This is a genomic window from Arsukibacterium sp. (assembly GCF_041616895.1).
GTDB lineage: Bacteria > Pseudomonadota > Gammaproteobacteria > Enterobacterales > Alteromonadaceae > Alishewanella.
The window spans coordinates 1-19,636 of record NZ_JBFJPY010000063.1 but is presented as its reverse complement, the minus strand read 5'-3'; the positions used below and the strand labels follow the sequence as shown (position 1 = coordinate 19,636).

At 50.4% G+C, this 19,636-nt stretch carries 18 protein-coding genes; 15 read left to right on the top strand and 3 right to left on the bottom strand.

Annotated features, from left to right (window positions below; all coding sequences use genetic code 11):
• A partial coding sequence (locus tag ABY802_RS11375; RefSeq protein ID WP_372627172.1) for an FAD-dependent oxidoreductase occupies positions 1-608 on the bottom strand: 608 nt, incomplete at its 3' end.
• A gap of 215 nt (positions 609-823) precedes the next feature.
• On the opposite strand from ABY802_RS11375, the gene rpoE reads away from it, so the two are divergent.
• The 11 genes from rpoE (at position 824) to acpS (ending at position 9,944) form a co-directional block, all read left to right on the top strand.
• Positions 824-1,399: an RNA polymerase sigma factor RpoE gene (gene rpoE, locus ABY802_RS11370; protein WP_372627171.1), complete on the top strand. Its 576-nt coding sequence runs from the start codon at positions 824-826 to the stop codon at positions 1,397-1,399.
• A gap of 48 nt (positions 1,400-1,447) precedes the next feature.
• A complete protein-coding gene (locus tag ABY802_RS11365) occupies positions 1,448-2,062 on the top strand; it encodes a sigma-E factor negative regulatory protein (RefSeq protein WP_372627169.1) in 615 nt (204 codons plus the stop codon).
• A gap of 1 nt (position 2,063) precedes the next feature.
• The gene (locus ABY802_RS11360) at positions 2,064-2,993 is read left to right on the top strand and encodes a MucB/RseB C-terminal domain-containing protein (RefSeq protein ID WP_372627167.1); all 930 of its coding nucleotides are present in this window, start codon (positions 2,064-2,066) and stop codon (positions 2,991-2,993) included.
• Positions 2,994-3,066: 73 nt separating this feature from the next.
• The gene (locus ABY802_RS11355; RefSeq protein WP_372627165.1) at positions 3,067-3,519 is read left to right on the top strand and encodes a SoxR reducing system RseC family protein; all 453 of its coding nucleotides are present in this window, start codon (positions 3,067-3,069) and stop codon (positions 3,517-3,519) included.
• A gap of 157 nt (positions 3,520-3,676) precedes the next feature.
• Positions 3,677-5,476 (top strand): translation elongation factor 4, encoded by a 1,800-nt coding sequence (lepA, locus tag ABY802_RS11350; RefSeq protein WP_372627163.1) that lies wholly within the window; start codon positions 3,677-3,679, stop codon positions 5,474-5,476.
• Positions 5,477-5,515: 39 nt separating this feature from the next.
• Positions 5,516-6,439, top strand: coding sequence for a signal peptidase I (gene lepB, locus ABY802_RS11345; protein WP_372627162.1), 924 nt, complete (start codon positions 5,516-5,518; stop codon positions 6,437-6,439).
• Positions 6,440-6,448: 9 nt separating this feature from the next.
• Positions 6,449-7,123 (top strand): ribonuclease III, encoded by a 675-nt coding sequence (rnc, locus tag ABY802_RS11340; RefSeq protein ID WP_372627160.1) that lies wholly within the window; start codon positions 6,449-6,451, stop codon positions 7,121-7,123.
• On the top strand, positions 7,113-8,039 hold the full coding sequence (gene era, locus ABY802_RS11335) for a GTPase Era (RefSeq protein WP_372627158.1): 927 nt from the start codon (positions 7,113-7,115) through the stop codon (positions 8,037-8,039). The genes rnc and era overlap by 11 nt, the downstream gene beginning before the upstream one ends.
• A gap of 27 nt (positions 8,040-8,066) precedes the next feature.
• Positions 8,067-8,750 carry a DNA repair protein RecO gene (gene recO, locus ABY802_RS11330; protein ID WP_372627157.1) on the top strand — a complete coding sequence of 228 codons (684 nt, stop codon included), beginning with the start codon at positions 8,067-8,069 and terminating at the stop codon, positions 8,748-8,750.
• Between the two features lie 64 nt (positions 8,751-8,814).
• Complete coding sequence (gene pdxJ, locus ABY802_RS11325; RefSeq protein WP_372627155.1) at positions 8,815-9,546, top strand: pyridoxine 5'-phosphate synthase; 732 nt, start codon at positions 8,815-8,817, stop codon at positions 9,544-9,546.
• A complete protein-coding gene (gene acpS / locus ABY802_RS11320; protein ID WP_372627153.1) occupies positions 9,546-9,944 on the top strand; it encodes a holo-ACP synthase in 399 nt (132 codons plus the stop codon). Before pdxJ ends, acpS begins: the two co-directional genes overlap by 1 nt.
• On the opposite strand, the gene barA is transcribed toward acpS, so the two are convergent.
• Entirely contained in the window at positions 9,922-12,672 is a 2,751-nt protein-coding gene (gene barA / locus ABY802_RS11315) for a two-component sensor histidine kinase BarA (RefSeq protein WP_372627151.1), read from the bottom strand. The genes acpS and barA overlap by 23 nt on opposite strands.
• Positions 12,673-12,754: 82 nt before the next feature.
• Between barA and rlmD the strand changes: the two genes are divergently transcribed.
• From rlmD to ABY802_RS11295, 4 genes are all read left to right on the top strand, one after another.
• Positions 12,755-14,119 carry a 23S rRNA (uracil(1939)-C(5))-methyltransferase RlmD gene (rlmD, locus tag ABY802_RS11310; RefSeq protein ID WP_372627149.1) on the top strand — a complete coding sequence of 455 codons (1,365 nt, stop codon included), beginning with the start codon at positions 12,755-12,757 and terminating at the stop codon, positions 14,117-14,119.
• 9 nt (positions 14,120-14,128) lie between these two features.
• Positions 14,129-16,342: a GTP diphosphokinase gene (gene relA / locus ABY802_RS11305; RefSeq protein ID WP_372627147.1), complete on the top strand. Its 2,214-nt coding sequence runs from the start codon at positions 14,129-14,131 to the stop codon at positions 16,340-16,342.
• Positions 16,343-16,385: 43 nt separating this feature from the next.
• Positions 16,386-17,180, top strand: coding sequence for a nucleoside triphosphate pyrophosphohydrolase (gene mazG / locus ABY802_RS11300; RefSeq protein WP_372627145.1), 795 nt, complete (start codon positions 16,386-16,388; stop codon positions 17,178-17,180).
• A 91-nt stretch (positions 17,181-17,271) separates the two neighbouring features.
• The gene (locus ABY802_RS11295) at positions 17,272-19,029 is read left to right on the top strand and encodes a hypothetical protein (RefSeq protein WP_372627143.1); all 1,758 of its coding nucleotides are present in this window, start codon (positions 17,272-17,274) and stop codon (positions 19,027-19,029) included.
• Here ABY802_RS11295 and ABY802_RS11290 read toward each other — a convergent pair.
• Positions 19,021-19,636, bottom strand: a 616-nt coding sequence (locus ABY802_RS11290; protein ID WP_372627141.1) for an integron integrase, incomplete at its 5' end; no start/stop codon positions are given. The genes ABY802_RS11295 and ABY802_RS11290 overlap by 9 nt on opposite strands.

The following is a 19,636-nucleotide window of genomic DNA, read 5'->3' as shown; positions in this document are numbered from 1 at the left end:
GTAGCCAGTGCCACAAAATGAGCTTGAATGGTTTCTACTTTAGCGCGGGTTTTATTCCAAACATAGGCGCCATAACATCGCTTTGCATCTAAACCAATTTTGGCGCCATTAATCAAATCGATCGCATTGTAATTTTCCAGAAGCTGAATATTCGGGTGCTGCTTAACCTGGTCTACCAGAGTGATTTGTACAGCCTGACCGGTTGCATCGGCGGCATGTAAAATACGACGGTGACTATGGCCACCCTCCCGCGTCAGATGGTATTTCAAACTGCCGTCAGTATCCTGATACTGATCAAAGGGCACGCCTTGCGCAATCAGCCATTGCATCGCCTCTTTGGCGTGTTCAGCGGTATATTGCACGGTGGTCTCATCACATAAGCCGGCCCCGGCAATAAGCGTATCGTTAACATGGGAGGCAATACTGTCATTTTCATCAAATACCGCGGCAATACCGCCCTGGGCATACAGGGTAGACCCTTCGCGCAGCGGGCCTTTGCTTAACACTAACACCCTGGCATGATCTGCTAACTGTAACGCTAAAGATAAACCTGCAGCACCGCTGCCAATAATTAAAACGTCACAATGATATTCATTTTGTTGTGTCATGCGATACACTTGCCCCAGTTAAGCCTCAATATCAGGGTAACCTTTGAGTTACCGCTGCAATTACCCGACAGCAGGGCTGTTGGATCAGCTTATTGTAGCGGTTTTGGCATAATAAACAGAACTATTTATTGTTGCCGTGGTCACAGCCTCGACGCCAGACAAGGGCCATGCAACATCGACAACCTACTATGTATTACAGGGGACAGGCTCACAGAATGAGCGAGCAAGAATTAGATTGGCAAATTGTCCAGCGGGTCCAGCAAGGTGATAAAGCCGCATTTAATCTGTTGGTGAAGAAATATCAGCACCGGATTGCGAACTTAATCTCACGCTATGTCTCTAACCACGGAGATGTGGCAGATGTTGCCCAGGAAGCCTTCATTAAAGCTTATCGGGCAATGCCAGGGTTTCGTGGCGAAAGCGCCTTTTATACCTGGCTGTACCGAATTGCAGTAAACAGTGCTAAAAATTATCTGGTGTCGAACGGCCGTAAACCGCCCGCTACCGATGTTGATGCCGAAGATGCTGAGTATTTTGAAGGAAGCGATGCCCTAAAAGAGCAGGATTCGCCAGAGCGTTTATTACTGTCTGAAGAAATTCGGGCCGTGGTATTTAACACGATTGATAAGTTACCAGATGAACTTCGTACCGCAATTACACTCAGAGAGCTTGAAGGGTTGAGTTACGAGGAAATAGCAGAAGTGATGGGGTGCCCCATCGGCACCGTACGCAGCCGGATTTTCCGGGCGCGTGAAGCAATAGATATTCAGCTTAAACCATTGATTGGCTAAATTATCAGGCTAAATCGGATAATAAACAGCAAGCAGACAGGAAAAATTATGTCGTCAGATAATCAGGATTGGCTCTCAGCCGCCAGCGATAACAGGCCGCTTAGTAACACGGAGCTCGATCTTTTGCTGCAACAGCCCGAATTGCAACAAAAGCTAGAGAGATATCAATTAGCTGCCGCTGTATTTCGTCGCGAAAAGGCAGCACCATTGCCTGGCAATTTCGCCTCTGATATTGCCGCCTTATTGCAAGATGAGCCGACCTATCAGTTAAGCCACAGTCGCACGCTGCTGCAAAAAGTTGGTTCAGGCCTCAGGGTCGCTGCCAATGGCAGCTGGCTGAAGCCCGCAGCACAAGGTGCCGTTGCGGCCGGGGTCGCGTTGTTTGCGGTGTTGGGCGTGCAGCAATATCAGCAGCCAGCAGGTCAGGATTTAATGCTGCCCAGTCCGGTGCTGCAAACCAATCCGATAGGCGGTTTTGCGACGCCTGTCAGTCTGAGTTCGACTACGGTTGACAGCCGTTTTGCTGAACAGGAACAGCAAGCAATGCAGGAGCAGCAACGTCGGTTGCAGGCATTGTTGCAGGCACATCGCCAGCAGGTTCGGGTAACTGAGCAGCAACACGCGAAAACCGAGCAGCAAAACGAGCAGGATAACGAGCAGTAATATGAGCAAAGTAGTATGGCTGTGGTGCACGTTGTTGTTATTTTGCAGCAGTGTGCTGCACGCCGACGAGCCAGGCTGGGCCCTGTTTGAACGGGTTCAGCAAAGCGTGACGCAATATAATTTTGATAGCTCATTTGTTGTATTCAAAGGCAGTAAAGTTGAAACTTACCGCTGGCAGCATGGTCGCCAGGACGATAAAGAAATTGAACATTTAGTGCCGCTTGACGCTGATGGCGTCGACATCCTGCGTCGTGATGATGTGGTGTATTACTTTTTAACCGACCGGCCTGCGTTAGTGACGGCTAGCAACAGCATTAAAGAACTTCCCGCTATTTTATTCCAAGACCATCAGCAAATACGTAAGTTGTACACCGCCGTGTTAGGAAGCAGCTCAGTCATGTCCGGCCATACAGCCCAGCTGCTCAGACTGAGCGCGAATGATCCTGGCCGCCATAGTTACTGGTTATGGATTGAGGTAGAGTCGGGCTTTCCACTGCGAATTGATGTGATGTCAGAGCAACAGGCACCGCTGGAGCGCTGGTTGGTGACCCATATGCAAATTACCCCGGAGCTGCCGGATAATCTGCAACGGTTGCTGAACACCGAACTGCCTGAGCCCACTGCCCGTCAGCCAGGGGCAACGTTAAACCCTAATAAGCTTCAGCTTAACTGGCTCCCCGCAGGCTATCAGTTAGTGACCGACCCGCACATTGTGCCGCAATTGCAGCAAAGCCTGCTTAATTACTGGCTGCTGAGCGATGGGGTGCATCAGGTATCCGTTTTTGTGCAGGCCACCCAGCGGATGCCCACCCAGGCATACCGCGATGGTGCAACGACCATTTACATGCTAAGCACCCCCGGGCATGACATCACGGTGATTGGTCCGGTGAGTATTGATGTGGCAGAGCGGATTGCTGCTGCGGTGCGCTGAGCTAATCATCGCGTGATACCATAAGCTGCATACAGTGGTATACAGGTAACGATTCACATATGATGGCCGCCAGATGATTGAACAGATAGCCACCGTACTTGCGGTAGAAAAACACGGGGTGTGGCTTGGCACAACGCCGGTAACAACCTGTAATGCCTGTCAGGTAAGCAACGACTGTGGTACGGGTATCGTCGCGAAAACCCTGACACCCCGGCAAACGCGTTTTTTTGTTACAACTGATCTGGCGCTGTTACCCGGCGAGCAGGTAACGGTAGCAACGGCCGGTGAGCAACTCGTTACCGCGGCATTGTTGGTCTATCTGCTGCCCCTGGTGCTGATGCTGATTGCAGCATTGCTGGTGCATCTGGGCTGGCAGGCCACAGAGGGCTGGGTTATGCTGGCTGCGGCGGCAGGCGCAGGCGGTGGTTTACTGCTGGCCCGGTATTACGGCGCCAGAATGGCTGCGCAGCAACCGCTTCGTATTGTTAACGTGCTACCAGAGATCAACATCCGGCAACTGTCCTGAGCCTTGCGCGAAGAACACATAGCAAGCTGCTTGCGGATAGAGTACAATTCCCGCTAATTTTTTTTACAGCATCGGTCTGAGAATAGCCGCATCGTTAACGGGTGCATCTGAGCTTATTGTCAGTACCCCCAGTATATTTCGGACATTTGCGGATAACATGGCAAAACTTAATAACATCAGAAATTTCTCCGTCATCGCTCATATTGACCATGGTAAATCAACCCTGTCTGACCGGCTTATTCAGTATTGCGGTGGCCTGGCCGATCGGGAAATGCAGCAACAGGTTCTGGATTCAATGGATCTGGAGCGTGAGCGCGGTATTACCATCAAAGCGCAAAGCGTTACCCTCAATTATACGGCCGATGATGGTAACACTTACCAGCTGAACTTTATTGATACGCCCGGACACGTCGATTTTACTTACGAGGTAAGCCGCTCTCTGGCCGCCTGTGAGGGCGCACTGCTGGTGGTTGATGCCGGGCAGGGCGTGGAAGCACAAACTGTCGCCAACTGCTATACCGCACTGGACATGAACCTGGAAGTTATCCCGGTATTAAATAAAATCGACTTACCTCAGGCAGAACCGGAGCGGGTTGCAGAGGAAATTGAAGACATTATTGGGATAGAAGCGCTGGGGGCCGTGCAATGCTCTGCCAAAACCGGCTTTGGCATCAAAGATGTACTGGAAACCATCGTTAAGAAAATCCCACCACCAGAGGGTGAGCGGGACTTACCGACCCAGGCCCTGATAATCGACTCCTGGTTTGACGCCTATCAGGGCGTCGTGTCGCTGGTACGGGTAAAGCACGGCTCGATAAAAACTAAAGATAAAATTAAAGTAATGTCGACCGGCCAGGTATATGAAGTTGATAAAGTCGGGATATTCAGCCCCAAAGCAACCCATACCGGCGAGCTGAACACCGGTGAAGTTGGCTTTGTTATTGCCGGTATTAAAGAAATTAAAGGCGCACCGGTGGGAGACACCCTGACCTTATCGAAAAACAGCGCCGAGAAGCCGTTGCCTGGCTTTAAGCGGATTAAGCCGCAGGTTTATGCCGGGGTATTTCCGGTATCTTCAGACGACTATGAAGACTTCCGTGACGCTCTGGCAAAACTTAGTCTGAACGATTCGTCATTATTTTATGAGCCGGAAAACTCCGGTGCACTAGGCTTTGGTTTCAGGATTGGTTTTCTTGGCATGTTGCACATGGAAATCATTCAGGAGCGACTGGAGCGTGAGTACGATTTAGATCTGATTACGACGGCACCGACCGTGGTGTACGAAGTGATTAAAAAAGATGGCGAAAAAGTCATGGTCGATAACCCCAGCGATTTGCCGGCGGTGAACGATATTGACGAAATCCGTGAGCCAATCGTTGAAGCACATATTCTGGTTCCGCAGGAATATGTGGGTAATGTGATTACCCTGTGTATCGAAAAACGTGGCGTGCAAACCAACATGTTGTACCACGGTCGCCAGGTCGCGTTAACCTATGAATTGCCGATGGCCGAAGTCGTGATGGATTTCTTCGATCGCTTAAAATCGACCAGCCGCGGTTATGCCTCTCTGGATTACGCGTTTAAACGATTTCAAACCTCAAATATGCAACGGGTAGATATCCTGATTAACGGCGAGCGGGTTGATGCGCTGGCCATTATCAGTCATATCGACTTTGCCCAGGGGCGGGGCAGGCAACTTGCTGAAAAGCTGAAAGAGCTGATCCCACGGCAAATGTTCGATATCGCCATTCAGGCAGCTATCGGCAACCATGTTATTGCCAGGACCACCATTAAGCAAATGCGTAAAAACGTATTAGCGAAATGTTATGGTGGTGATGTCAGCCGGAAGAAAAAACTGCTGCAGAAACAAAAAGAAGGTAAGAAGCGGATGAAACAGGTGGGTAATGTTGAAGTACCGCAAGAGGCCTTCCTGGCCATTTTAAAAGTGGGTAAGTAATACTAGAAAAGTAATACTAGGTAAGTAAAAGGGAAACGCATGGCCGGTTATTTTGCAATCTTGTTAGTGATACTCACCCTGACCAGTGGCCTTATTTGGCTGCTGGACGCGCTGGTGCTCGCCCCCAAACGCCGGGAGCGCTTGATATTGGCGCAAAGTGGTGCGGGTAATCAATTGCCCGAAGCAAGCAGCGATACTCTGCTAAAAGAGCCGGCAATAGTGGAAACGGCCAAGTCGATCTTTCCGGTGATCGCTGCTATCACCCTGTTCCGTTCTTTTTTATTCGAACCTTTTCAAATTCCGTCAGGTTCAATGATGCCAACCTTGCTGGTAGGTGATTTTATTCTGGTAGAAAAATTTTCCTACGACGTGAAAGACCCGGTATGGCGCAAGACGCTTTACCACAACAAGTTGCCACAGCACGGCGATGTTGCGGTATTTAAATATCCGGAGCAGCCCACGGTTGATTTTATTAAGCGGATTGTTGGTTTGCCGGGCGATCGGATTATCTACCGGGATAAACAGTTGTATATCGACAAAGCCTGTCAGTCTGAGCAAACCAGCGGTTGTGGCTCACTGGAGCGGGTTACCCTGACCCATATTCCTGATACTCAGTTCTTTCAGGGCCGGATGCAGCAACGGCGCTATCACGAGGCATTGGGTGAGAATGGTCACAATATTCTGGTGACGCCGGGCGTACGCGAGCAGCCCGGACAATATCATCAGCAACAAGGCACGGCCATTGACGAATTTGTAGTGCCGCAAGGCCACTATTTTGCATTAGGCGATAACCGGGATAACAGCCGGGACAGCAGGTTCTGGGGCTTTGTACCAGCCGACAACCTGGTAGGTAAGGCCGTGTTTATCTGGATGAGTTTTGAGTTCAGTGAAGATCCCGACAGCTGGCTACCTGGCTGGGTGCCGGTTGGCGTCAGGTTTGAGCGCCTTGGTAAAATTGAATAAGGTGCATTGATGCTTCAACCTGTTAAACCATTAATGACAAAACTGGGGTATCAGTTCCGGCAACCGGAGCTGCTGGAGCAGGCATTAACCCACCGCAGTTGCAAAGGCAAACATAACGAACGGCTGGAATTTTTAGGTGATGCCGTGTTGGGTCTGATTATCGCCCAGATGCTGTTTGCCCAGTTTCCACAAACCCGTGAGGGTGACCTGACCCGCATGCGCTCAGCGCTGGTAAAAGGGGTAACCCTGGCGGAAATTGCTCAGGAGCTGGCTATTGCCCAATATTTGCGGCTGGGACCGGGCGAGTTAAAAAGTGGCGGCCACCGCCGCGAATCCATTCTGGCGGATGCGCTGGAAGCCATTTTAGGTGCTATCTTTTTAGACAGCGGCATGGAAGCCTGCCGTGAACGAATTAATGTCTGGTTTGCAGAGCGTCTGGCACAGATTGCGCCGGGTGAACAAAAAGATTCAAAAACCCGCCTGCAGGAATATTTGCAAGGCTTGCGTTTAGCCCTGCCGGTATATGATGTTATTGCCACCACCGGCGAAGCACACCAGCAAACCTTTACGGTGCGTTGTACCGTGCCTGGTATTGCGCCCATTACTGCTTCAGGCAGCTCGCGGCGTAAAGCCGAACAAGATGCCGCAAACGCGGCTTTGGAACAGATTAAAAATGAACGATAACATCGTGCCAACGCCTCCTGCAGCGCCAACTACTTACGCCGGTTTAGTGGCGATAGTGGGCCGTCCTAATGTCGGCAAATCTACCTTGTTAAATAAGCTGGTAGGCCAGAAAGTCAGTATTACCTCGAAAAAGCCACAAACTACCCGCCACCGCATTGTCGGTATCGATACCGTCGATAACTATCAGACGGTGTATGTCGACACCCCGGGCTTGCATATTGAAGAGAAGCGGGCCATCAACAGGATGATGAATAAAGCGGCGTCCAGTTCCATCGCCGATGTTGAGTTGGTGCTGTTTGTGGTCGAAGGAACCCGCTGGAACGATGACGATCAGATGGTATTAAACAAACTGATCCAGGCACAAAAGCCAGTGGTGCTGGTCGTTAATAAAGTCGACTTATACAAAGATAAGTCGGAGCTATTGCCACATTTACAGAAGCTGGGCAGTCAGCTTAACTTTGTCGATGTGGTGCCATTATCGGCAGAAAGTGGCGACAATGTCGACGCGCTGAGAAAAGTGGTGCAGGGCCATTTGCCCCTTTGTGAATTCTTTTTCCCCGATGACTACATTACCGACCGTTCGCAGCGCTTTATGGCTGCCGAAATTGTCCGTGAAAAGTTAATGCGCTTTTTAGGCGATGAGCTGCCATATTCTGTAACCGTAGAAATTGAGCGCTTTAAATGGGAAGAAAAACATTTCCATATTGCAGCGCTGGTATTAGTTGAACGGGAAAGCCAGAAACGAATGGTCATTGGTAATAAAGGTGAGCGGATAAAAACCATTGCCACTGAAGCAAGGCTGGATATGGCCGCCATGTTAGAGCAACCGGTATTTTTACAAGTATGGGTAAAAGTGAAGTCAGGTTGGGCTGACGATGAGCGAGCGCTGCGTAGCCTGGGCTACGGTGAAGATTAACCATTGTGAAGCATAAGGTTTAGCCAGATGCAGCCGCTATGTCCCGCTTATATTCTGCATAGCCGGCCATTTCAGGATAATAAGCTGCTGCTGCAGCTGCTGTTGCCAGAGCAGGGCAGAGTGTCTGCAGTGATCAGAAAACGGCAGGGCAAACAACGTTTTGCTCTGCAGCCCTTTCAGCTTTTTACGGTGGCCCTTAGCGGTCGTAGCAGTTTAAAAACGGTGACAACGTTAGATGAACTGGCACCGGCCGCCCGCTTTAATGGTAAATTTTTGTTCAGTGCGCTTTACCTTAACGAACTTATTTGCCGGCTATGGCCAGATGACATGGCGGCAGAGCAGTTATTTGACCATTATCAGCACAGTCTGATCGCACTGGAGCAAGCACAGCATACTCCAGCGATGCTGGAACCCTGCTTGCGTGAGTTTGAGTTTTCACTGCTAAGTGAACTGGGGCTGCAGATAGACTGGCAACATGCTGCTGATGGCACACCGCTGCTGGCGGACTTACACTATTTATGGCAGCCGGAGCAAGGTTTTGTGGTCGCTGGCCGCGGTTGGTCTGGCGAAGTGCTGCATGCCATTGGCCAGAACAACTGGCAGCACACTGACGCTTTGAAGGTAGCCAAGCAAGTCAGCCGGCAGTTGTTAGCACCCTTGCTCGGTGATAAACCACTGCACAGCAGAGCGTTATTTAATGCGCTGGGCTAAACCCTTAACGGATTGAGCAAGTATAACCTGGCATTCTAATCAGTTATTTAAAACCGGAGCCGTTATGAGCCCTATTTATCTTGGTGTCAATATCGATCACGTGGCCACATTACGTCAGGCCCGCGGTACCAGTTACCCGGAACCGTTGCATGCCGCCCTTGTGGCTGAGCAGGCAGGAGCCGATGGCATAACCGTGCATTTGCGTGAAGATCGGCGCCACATTATTGACCGTGATGTCTTTTTATTACGCCAGAGCCTGAGCACCCGGCTGAATTTTGAAATGGCGGTTACCGACGAAATGTTGGCGATTGCCGGTAAACTAAAACCCCAATTCTGTTGCTTGGTCCCTGAGAAGCGCCAGGAGCTGACCACTGAGGGCGGCTTAGATGTTGCCAGCCAGCTTAGCCGAATGAAAGACGCCGTCAGTCAGTTGGCAGCAGATAATATTCTGGTGTCGTTATTTATCGATGCCGACCACGCCCAGATAGACGCAGCCGCAGCATGTGGTGCGCCCTTTATCGAAATCCATACCGGCCGTTACGCTGAGGCGACCGACCACAACGTACAGCAGGCTGAACTGAGCCGGATCACCGAAGCTGCCGCCTATGCTGCCTCGCTCGGCATTACTGTTAACGCCGGGCATGGTTTGCATTACCACAATGTGCAGCCGATAGCGGCTATTCCACAGATGTACGAGCTGAACATTGGACATGCTATTGTTGCCCGGGCTATTTTCAGTGGCTTGGCGGGTGCGGTATCAGAGATGAAACGGTTAATGGTAGAGGCCAGAAGGTAATGGCCATTATTGGCTTAGGCACTGATATTGTTGAAATTAGCCGGATAGAGCAAAGCTTGTTGCGCTCGCCAGGCCTGGTAAAACGGGTATTAACGGTAACTGAACAACAGCACTTTGCAAATCATACCGAAGCCAGTCAAACAGTAGCCAGCCGGTATTTTGCCAAACGGTTTGCAGCCAAAGAAGCCGCTGCCAAAGCGCTTGGCACCGGAATTGGCCGCGGGGTGTCGTTTCAGCACATTGAAATCAGCAATGATCAGCATGGCCGGCCCGAGCTTACCTTTAGCGGCTTCGCTGCCGAGCTGGCAGCACGTTTGGGGGTGAGTCACTGCTGGCTGTCATTAAGTGACGAGCAAGCCTATGCGATGGCAACCGTTATTCTGGAAGGTCAAGCTTAGCCAGCCAGTCGCCGTCCAGCTGTGACAATGCGCTTAAAATATCATCCAGTTCAAACAGCTCTGGCTCCAACTGCTCTATGGTAGTGCCGCTTTTAAGCTGGGTCTCCAGGGTTTCTGCCAGGTTTTTTAACGCTGGCACGCCGATATAGCAACATGCACCATGCAATTTGTGGATAAGCTGCAGCAATTGTTCACTGTCATTGGCGGCAATGGCAGCATCTAACCCTTGCTGCGTTTGCGGTAGGCTGGTCAACAACATTTGCAGCATCTCTTTTGCCAGCTCAGGTTTACCGCCAGCCCGTTGCAACCCTACCTGCCAGTCGATCAGTTTATTAGCGTCACTTTGCGGCTGCTTTGCTGCCGTCTCTGCTTCGGTTGATAACGCAGATTGAGCAACAAGCGGGCAAAATTCCTGTAGGGTGTAATGCAGCATTTTGTCATCAAGGGGTTTACTTAAAAATTCGTTAAAACCTAACGAAAGCAAACGAGCCCGTTCTCCGGCGACCGCATGGGCGGTGACGGCAATGATCGGGGTGTGTTCATTCAGTGAGCTTTGCCGGATCCGCTGACAGGCATTAATCCCATCCATTACCGGCATATTGATGTCCATAAAAATAATGTCATACACATGCTGGGTGGCTTTTTGCCAGGCATCTGCGCCATTGGTGGCCGATTCCAGATGCTCTACCAGTTCGGTTAGCAAGGTATTGATCAGTTTCAGGTTAGCTTCGTTGTCATCAACGGTCAGTACCTTTAACGCCGCCCTTGGCTGAGCGACGGGTACTGGCAGGTTATTGGCCTGGTCCAGATAAGGTTTCGCCAAAGCGAAGGCCAATTTACGCTGATGAGTGGGTTTGGGCAAACAGGCGTTGGCACCCGAAGCCAGCATGGCTTCGCGTAAATTCGGTGATAAGGTGTTAACCAGTAAATAGGTGAAGTGACAGCTTGGTTGAATTTGCTGCACCAGGCTAATAACCTGATTAACCTGATTAATGGCGATAGCCCGGCCAATCAGGCCGATATCGTAATGCTGACCATGATTCAGCGCCTGCTGCAACTGCCCCTTGGTAGCGCAGGTTGTCACCTGCAAGCCCCAGCTATGCAACAGGCCAAGGGTTGCTTCGCGTGAATATTGCTGTGGTTCAAAATACAGCAAGCTTTTGCCATCAAGCACCTCAATAGGCAAAGGCTCAGCTACTGATAAATGATGGCGCTGGCATTTTATGGTAAACCAGAAGGTTGACCCCTCAGCCGCTTTGCTTTCAAAACCAATATTGCCACCCATCGCTTGTACTAGGCGCTGGGAAATCATTAACCCCAGGCCAGAGCCGCTGTTGTGATCTTCAGGCTGACTGCTGGTGAACCCCTGAAACAGCTGGTTTTGTTTATCTTCGCTGATCCCCCGGCCTGTGTCCTGGATGGAGCAGTGCAAAATAAGCTGGTCTTCATTCAGTAAGGTGGCGCTTACCCGGATCACAATGCTGCCATGTTCGGTAAACTTTATGGCATTACCGGCTATATTCATCAGTACCTGAATGAGCCGGCCCGGATCGGCAATTAAATCGTCCGGGCAACCATTGTCGATCATTATCACCAGCTCTAGGTGTTTATCAAAAGCGTTAGCAGCCAATAGTTCCGTGGCATCGTTTAGCAAATCACGCAATGAAAACGGCTCTGGGTTAATCGACATTCGGCCTTCTTCCAGCTTGGAGAAGTCCAGTACATCGTTTACCAGATGCAGCAGGCTGTTGGCTGATTTCTGGATGGTGCTAAGATAGTCGTGCTGATTGGCGCTAAGCTGAGTTTTTAATAATTGTCGGGTGAAACCAATAACGCCATTGAGCGGAGTGCGCAATTCGTGGCTCATTTTGGCCAGGAATTCGGATTTCTGCCGGTTTTCCTCTACCGCTTTGCGCCTGGAAAAATCCAGCTGAATATTCTGCACTTCCAGCTGCTCCATACTCAGCTGCAGATCACTGGTGACTTGTTCAATATTATGCTGCATTTCCTGCTCGAGCGAGCTGAGTTGTTCACTCAGTAGGTTAATGCTGTGCTGGATCTGATCAAGCTCTTTAATACCGGACGTATTGGTTTGCTGTTGATACTGACCGGCTTGTACCTGTTGCAGTTGTAATTGCAAGCGGCTGAGCATCGGTTGTATTTTGTGCCGGACAAACTGGCTGAAAATAATACACAGCATAATAACGGCCGTTACGACCATGGCCACATGTAACTTATAGCGCTGTTGTTGCAGCAAAATATGCTCGTGCTGCAGATGTAGCAGAATATAAGGCCCTGAGGCAGGCTCGTTGCGGTTAAAATGTAACGGCTGATAAGTTAACAAGCTATGCTCAAACGTCACCAGCTGCCCGGCTAGCGCGCCAGGTTGCTGCTCAGGTTTAGGATAGGCTGCAGCGTGGTATTGTGGGTTACTGCTGGCAAGAACTTCGCCATCAGCCGCAAATAGCACAATATTACTCAGCACCGGCGAATTAAGGCGATGGCTGGTATTTAATAGCGCTTCAACGGCGGCAAGGTTACCGTCTGCCAGAAATTTTTCGCTGCTTATGGCTAGCGGCACTGCTATATTTCTGGCCTGTCCGGCCAGGTTACGGTGCAACTCTGCTGCTTTATTGTAAGCAAAGTAGCTGCCCAGACCAATACTGGCCAGGACAGCCGGTAAAAGGGCAAAAAGTAATATCCAGTAACGTAACGCAATTTTCGTCATTCGGGCCAGAGCTTGTTACAATAGATGCGGGCCCGCCCATAATGACATAACAATTTCTACTTGCCTACAATACAGAGCGCAGATGGTAACACTATATAAAGCAAAGGCTAAAGCCAGCCTGGTTGGCGCAACCCTGACCCTGGATATCGATAGCACAGATTATGAAGTTAATGGCCTGAGCCGTTACAAACAAAAAATTGCGTTTGTCAGCGGCGCATTGCCGGGCGAAAAGGTGCAGGCACGGGTACTGGAAGATAAGCCTGGCTTTATTAAAGCCCGTACCAGCAAAGTACTGAGCCCGGTAGTTGAGCGGCAAGAACCATTTTGCCCGCATTTTAATCAGTGCGGTGGCTGTCAGCTGCAGTATCTGGATAATAACCAGCAAGCCCGCTTAAAACAGCAGGGTGTAGACCAACTTATCCGCCATCAGACCGGGCTGGCGGTATTGCCCTGGCAACCGATGCTTAGTGGCCCGGATACAAATTACCGGCGTAAAGCCAGACTGGGTGTCTGGTACGATAAAAAAACACGCCAGCTTAGCGTCGGCTTTCGAGCCGAAGGCAGCAAAAATATCAGTGAGATCAGCGAATGCAGCATGTTAAGTCCGATGCTTACGCCCGCGCTTACGGTGCTACCGCCGGTGATCAAGGCGTTAGCTGATCCGGCGGCAATTACCCATCTTGAGGTATTTAGCGCTAACCAGCGACCTTATGTGGTGGTGCGCCATGTTAAGCCGCTAACAGCGGCGGCGCAGCAAGAATTTATCCAAAGCTGGCCAGAGGCTTATTTCCTGGGAGACGAGGGTAATGACAGCTTGCAGCCGTGGCAGGCGGATACGCCCGTACCAGGTTATACCCTGGCAGCACAGCAAATTGATTTACAATTTCAGCCTGGCGATTTTATCCAGATTAATGAAGCGGTAAACCAGCAAATGGTTACGCAGGCCTTGGCCTGGCTTGAGGTTAACCCAGATGACACCATTCTGGATTTATATGCCGGTATGGGGAACTTCAGTTTGCCACTGGCCCGCTATGCCAAAACGGTGCAGGGCATAGAAGGTGTCGCCAAAATGGTGCAACAAGCGGCAACCAATGCCAAACTTAATGGTCTTAACAATGCCAGTTTTGCTCAGGCCGATTTGCATTTACCCTGGCCAGATGCTCCCTGGCGCGGCCAGCATTACACTAAAATTGTGCTTGACCCGGCCCGGGCCGGAGCAAAGGGCGCAATTGAGCAAATTGCCGCGCTTAAAGCGGCACAGATATTGTACGTGTCGTGCAACGCTGCTACCTTTGCCCGCGATGCCAGCGTATTGCTTGCTAAAGGGTATCAACTGCAAAAACTGGCTGCCATTGATATGTTTCCGCATACCAGCCATCTGGAACTGATGGCGTTATTTAGTGCTTCGGTAAGTGCTTCCTCTAAAAGCGCTCCGGCAAAAAAATAAGGGGTTTTCATGGTCAGGGTTCGTCAATCTCATAGTAGTGGCTATCACGGCGGCGATACGCTGGAATGGCTGTGTTCACTGGGGTTGACTGAGAAAAAGATTAACGCCTTGCTCAATTGCGGGGCCTGGCTGAAACAGCAAGGTTTAGATGACGATATTGTCCAGGTACGAACCGGCTGGGAAAAGGTTGAAATTCTGGCCGACCTGAAAATGGACCATGACTCCTTGCTGGCTGCCTTGTTGTTTCCGGCTTTTGATGCGCATTTGCTAAATGAACAGAAGCTGGCGGCAGAGTTTACCCCGACCATTCTTGGCCTGCTGCATTCGGTGCAGCAAATGGATGCCATTCGCACCATTCCTACCGGCGCCAATCAGAGTGTTAATCCGCAGCAGGCCGATAATTTACGAAAAATGCTGCTGGCCATGGTGGAAGATGTACGGGCGGTGGTGTTAAAGCTGGCGGCGCAGATTTGTTATTTACGCGAAGTAAAAGATGCCGATGAAGAAACCCGGGTACTGGCGGCAAAGGAAACCAACGCCATTTTTGCGCCGCTGGCCAACCGGTTGGGTATTGGCCAGTTAAAATGGGAGTTGGAAGATTTAGCCTTTCGTTATCTGCATCCGGGTGTATATAAGCAGGTGGCCTGTTTACTGGAAGAAAAACGGCTGGACCGTGAACATTATATGCAGGATTTTGTTAGCTCGGTACGCCAGAAAATGCAGGATGCCAAGCTGGATGTTGAGGTGTACGGCCGGCCCAAGCATATTTTTAGTATCTGGAAAAAGATGCAGAAAAAACAGCTGAGTTTTGAGCAGCTGTTTGATATCCGCGCAGTACGGATTGTGACTGAGCGGGTACAGGATTGTTATGGCGCGCTGGGTATTGTTCATACCGGCTGGCGCCATTTACCCAAAGAGTTTGACGACTATATCGCCACCCCGAAACAAAATGGCTATCAGTCTATTCACACTGTGGTGCTGGGGCCACAGGGCCGCGCGGTGGAAATACAAATTCGCACGCGGCAAATGCACGAGGATGCCGAGCTTGGGGTGGCAGCACACTGGCGCTATAAAGAGGGATCCGCAGGTAGCAATAAGGTGGTAGCCAATGATGAAAAAATTGGCTGGCTGCGTAAATTACTGCAATGGCAAGAAGACGTGGTCGATGGCACGGACTTAGCCGGCACCGATTTAGCCGAAGAGCTGCGCACTCAGGTGATTGAAGATCGGGTGTATGTGTTTACGCCTAAGGGCGATATTGTCGATTTACCTATTGGCTCTACCCCGCTGGATTTTGCTTACTATGTGCACTCTAACGTGGGCCATCGCTGCATTGGTGCCAAAATTTCCGGCCGCATTGTGCCGTTTACCTATCAGCTGAAAACCGGTGATCAGGTTGAGATTTTAACCGGGCGCGAACCTAACCCCAGCCGCGACTGGTTAAACCCAAACTTAGGCTATTTAAAATCCAGCCGGGCCCGCTCTAAAGTTCAGTACTGGTTCCGGCTGCAGGACCGCGATAAAAACCTGGCGGCCGGTAAAGAGTTGCTGGACACGGAGCTGACCCGTTTAAATCTGGTGATGGAGTATCCGGCCAAGGTGCTAAGCCGCTTTAACGTAAATTCAATGGACGAGTTGTTAGTTGGTATTGGTGGCGGCGAAATTAAAGTAACCCAGGTGGTGCACTTTATTCAAAGCCAGAGCGGCAAGCTGGAATTGCCGGAAATTGACCCGCGGCTTAAAACCAAACCGCTGCCGGCAGCCAAAAGCAAAAGCGATGTGGTGGTGCAGGGCGTGGGTAACCTGCTAACCCATATGGCCGGCTGTTGTCAGCCGCTGCCGGGGGATGCCATTATTGGCTTTATTACCCAGGGCCGGGGTATTGCCATTCACCGTGACGATTGCGACCAGTTTAAAACCCTGCAGGACAGCATGCCGCAGCGGGTGGTGGATGCCACCTGGGGCGATAAATATGCATCAGGCTATGAAGTCGATATTCGGATTGTGGCGCACGACCGCAACGGCCTGCTGCGTGATATCACCAGTATTTTGGCCAATGAAAAAGCTAACGTTACTAAAATGAGCAGCAGTTCAGACATTAAAGCGCAAACGGCAGTCATTAATATGACGCTCGAGTTGTATAACCTCGACTCATTGAACAAGTTACTAAGCAAAGTGAGCCAGATAGACGAGGTGGTGGAAGCGAAGCGCTTACACCATTAACCCATGTTAAATATCAGAAGTTTAAACACCAGAAGAGAGTAGTGTGACCGATAATATCCAACGCCTGCTAAATATCATGAGCGCCTTACGTGACCCCAAAACCGGATGCCCGTGGGATTTAAAGCAAAGCTACAGCACTATCGTGCCCTATACGCTGGAAGAGGCCTATGAAGTGGCCGATGCTATCGCCCGCGACAGTTTTGATGAGCTGAAAGACGAGCTGGGCGATTTATTGTTTCAGGTGGTGTTTTATGCCCAGCTGGCCAAGGAAGACGGCCGTTTTCAGTTTGATGACTGTGTCGCCGCCATCTGCGATAAGTTAGAGCGGCGCCATCCGCATGTGTTTGGTAAGAGTAGTGATGCCAAAACGACTGATAATGCAGAAGTCGTGCTGCAACAGTGGGAAGCGTTAAAAAGCACCGAGCGCAAAGCCAGTGGCCAGCACAGTGTGCTGGATAATATCCCACAGGCAATGCCGGCGCTTAGCCGCGCCAACAAATTACAAAAACGCTGTGCCACTGTCGGCTTCGACTGGCCGACAGTTGACGGTTGCTGGGATAAAGTAAAAGAAGAAATACTGGAAGTGGAGCAAACAGACGCTGGCAGTGTTGAACTGGCTGAAGAGCTGGGCGATTTAATGTTCGCTCTGGTTAATGTGGTACGCAAACACAAACTTGACCCCGAAGCCGTGCTGCGGGCCGCCAATAACAAGTTTGAACAGCGCTTTCGCGGGGTAGAGCACTTGCTGGCCGCTGAGGGTAAAAGCCCGCAGCAAAGTAACCTTGCTGAAATGGAAGCGCTGTGGCAGCAGGTGAAGCAGTTGCAGTGTAATATGTAACCTGATATAAACATTACTAACAAATGCAAAACCCGCCTCGTGGCGGGTTTTACTGTATCAGGAACATGAAAAACAGGGTTGAGGATTAACGATGATCAAAATAATGACGTGTTTGTGTGCGGCCGTGCTGCTATCAGCGTGTGCCACTACACCAATTAAATCAACCCGTATTGACGACAATGCTGGCCTGGCAAGCGGCCACGGCGTGGTTGCCCTGCAAGTGGTTAACAATGCTGAACGCCTGTCGAAATTTCATCGCAACTGGACTGAAGTTATCGCAGTGCGGTTAGATAATCATGATGAACTGAAGCAACTGGCATTCGAAACGGCCAAAACAAAAGCTCTGGCAGAAAACAAAAAATTTGATCCGGCAAAAGTGGCGTGGGAACCCGAGATTTATACCCTGAGTCCTTCTGCAGAGGGCGTGGTTAGTAGCCAGTTATTTGTTGGAAGTATGCCGGCTGGCGAATACATGATCACGTCTTTATATGCTTATTATTCAGATGGCAATATGTCGTCCTGGGTACAAATGCCGGTGCGGGCAGCGGGCGGAGTATTTAATGTCGCAGCAAGCCAGTTAACCAGTTTGGGCACCCTGGTGTTTCAGCCGTTGCTGGACGTAAAAGCTGAAAGCTTCTGGAGTAATCGTAGCTCCTCTAAAGCTTATGTTACCCGTATCGGAGAGAGCAATTTATCAGAGTATGTTGTGGCCAAATATCCGTCACTTACTGCAGCGCTGGATACCACAGTGCTGCAAGGTTGGCAGGATGATGCTTACCAGTCATATCGACAGCAACTTGCAGAGCAATCACAACAAAACGCATGGGGTAATACCAGCGTAGCATTGCAACATCACGGCAAAGCGGCACTAATGGCCCGCTTTGGTTTATTGCACTGGCAAGATAATAGCGGCCAGTGGCGTAAGGTAAAGTTGCCAACTAACGCGCAGCTTTCAGCAGTACTGGAGACTGAAGAGAAGTTTGTGGTTGGTGCTGAACGTGGTCAATTGTTTATTGCTGACACGCCAGCAGGAGAGTGGCAACAAGTACAGCCGGTTGCGTCGTCAGAAGCAATTGTCTGGCTGCAGCAAGGCGATGATCGCTTCTACGCTATGACGCAGTCGTCAACTGCTTTTACCCTTTATCAGTTCGCTGAGTTAAATGCTTCCTGGCAGCAGATAGGTGAGTTTAAGCGCAAACAGTTTGCCTTTTTAGTGCAGTACGGAGGCGTGTTTGCTTTTATTAATCCGCAAGGCCAGCTGGCAGTTTTAAATGACAGTCAGCTACATCAGTTTGATCCTGTTGCACAGGCCTGGTCGGCGCAAAAGTCACAAGCCATGGTTAAGCTGACGCAGTTGAAAGACGGCAGTTTGCTTGGTTTGGCGGTAAGTCAGTGGGATGGTGTGGGTGATCAGATGTTCAGCGCCGATGGCGCACAGAGCTGGCAGTCATTGCATCGCAGTTTGGGATTATTTGGTGACAGAGCGGCGGAAATCAGTTTACCCGCCAAACTGGACGATGGCACTCTGGTGACGATAAGCCGGGTAAGGCAGGAACAGAAAAATAGTAAAATGCACCTGGTTACCAGCCAGAGCCAGGCGTTAAACAATAAAAGCAGCTGGCAAACCCAGGGCCAGGTTCGCGAAGACTGCACTGTTATGTTGCCGGAGCTGAGTAATGGCCAAACACTATACCTGATGTGCAATGAAGGCGACGTGATCAGCACCGACGATTTGGGTAACAGCTGGCAAACCGTAATTGATATCGATGTACCCGCGATGCAGCAAAGTTTTGAGCAACTGCTTGAGGCGCTACAACAGCAAAATGCCCAGGAGACAGCCTCAGAGTAAGGTTGATAACGGGCTTTTTACGCCACTGGCGCCTTGTTTCAGAACGTGGGTGTATATCTGAGTCGTTCGCACATCAGTGTGGCCAAGCTGTTCTTGTACCGTGCGAATATCGGCGCCAGACTCTAATAGGTGAGTAGCGAACGAGTGACGCAGGGTATGGCAGGTCACATTTTTAGTTATGCTGGCCCTTCTGGCGGCTATTTTAACTTCCCGTCGCAGGCAGGTTTCATCCAGATGATGTCTGCGCAGCAGTTTACTGTCAGGGTCAGTACTAAGCTTGCCTGACGGAAATAAATACTGCCAACCCATTTGCTTAGGTGCGCCCGGGTTTTTGCGAGCCAGGGCATAAGGTAACCAGACACCGCAATACTCAGGGTTTTCCAGATCTGCCTGAAAATACTGCAGAACATGCTGGCTTTGCTGCTTCAGAGCCGGGACTAACTCTGGAGCCAACGTAACCCGCCGATTTTTATTACCTTTTCCCTGCCATACCATCACTGATAAATAATCATAATCAATGTCATGCACCCGCAACCGAACCGCTTCCATCAGGCGCAGGCCGCTGCCGTACATTAATTGGGTAAGCAGTTTATATTTAGGGTCGACT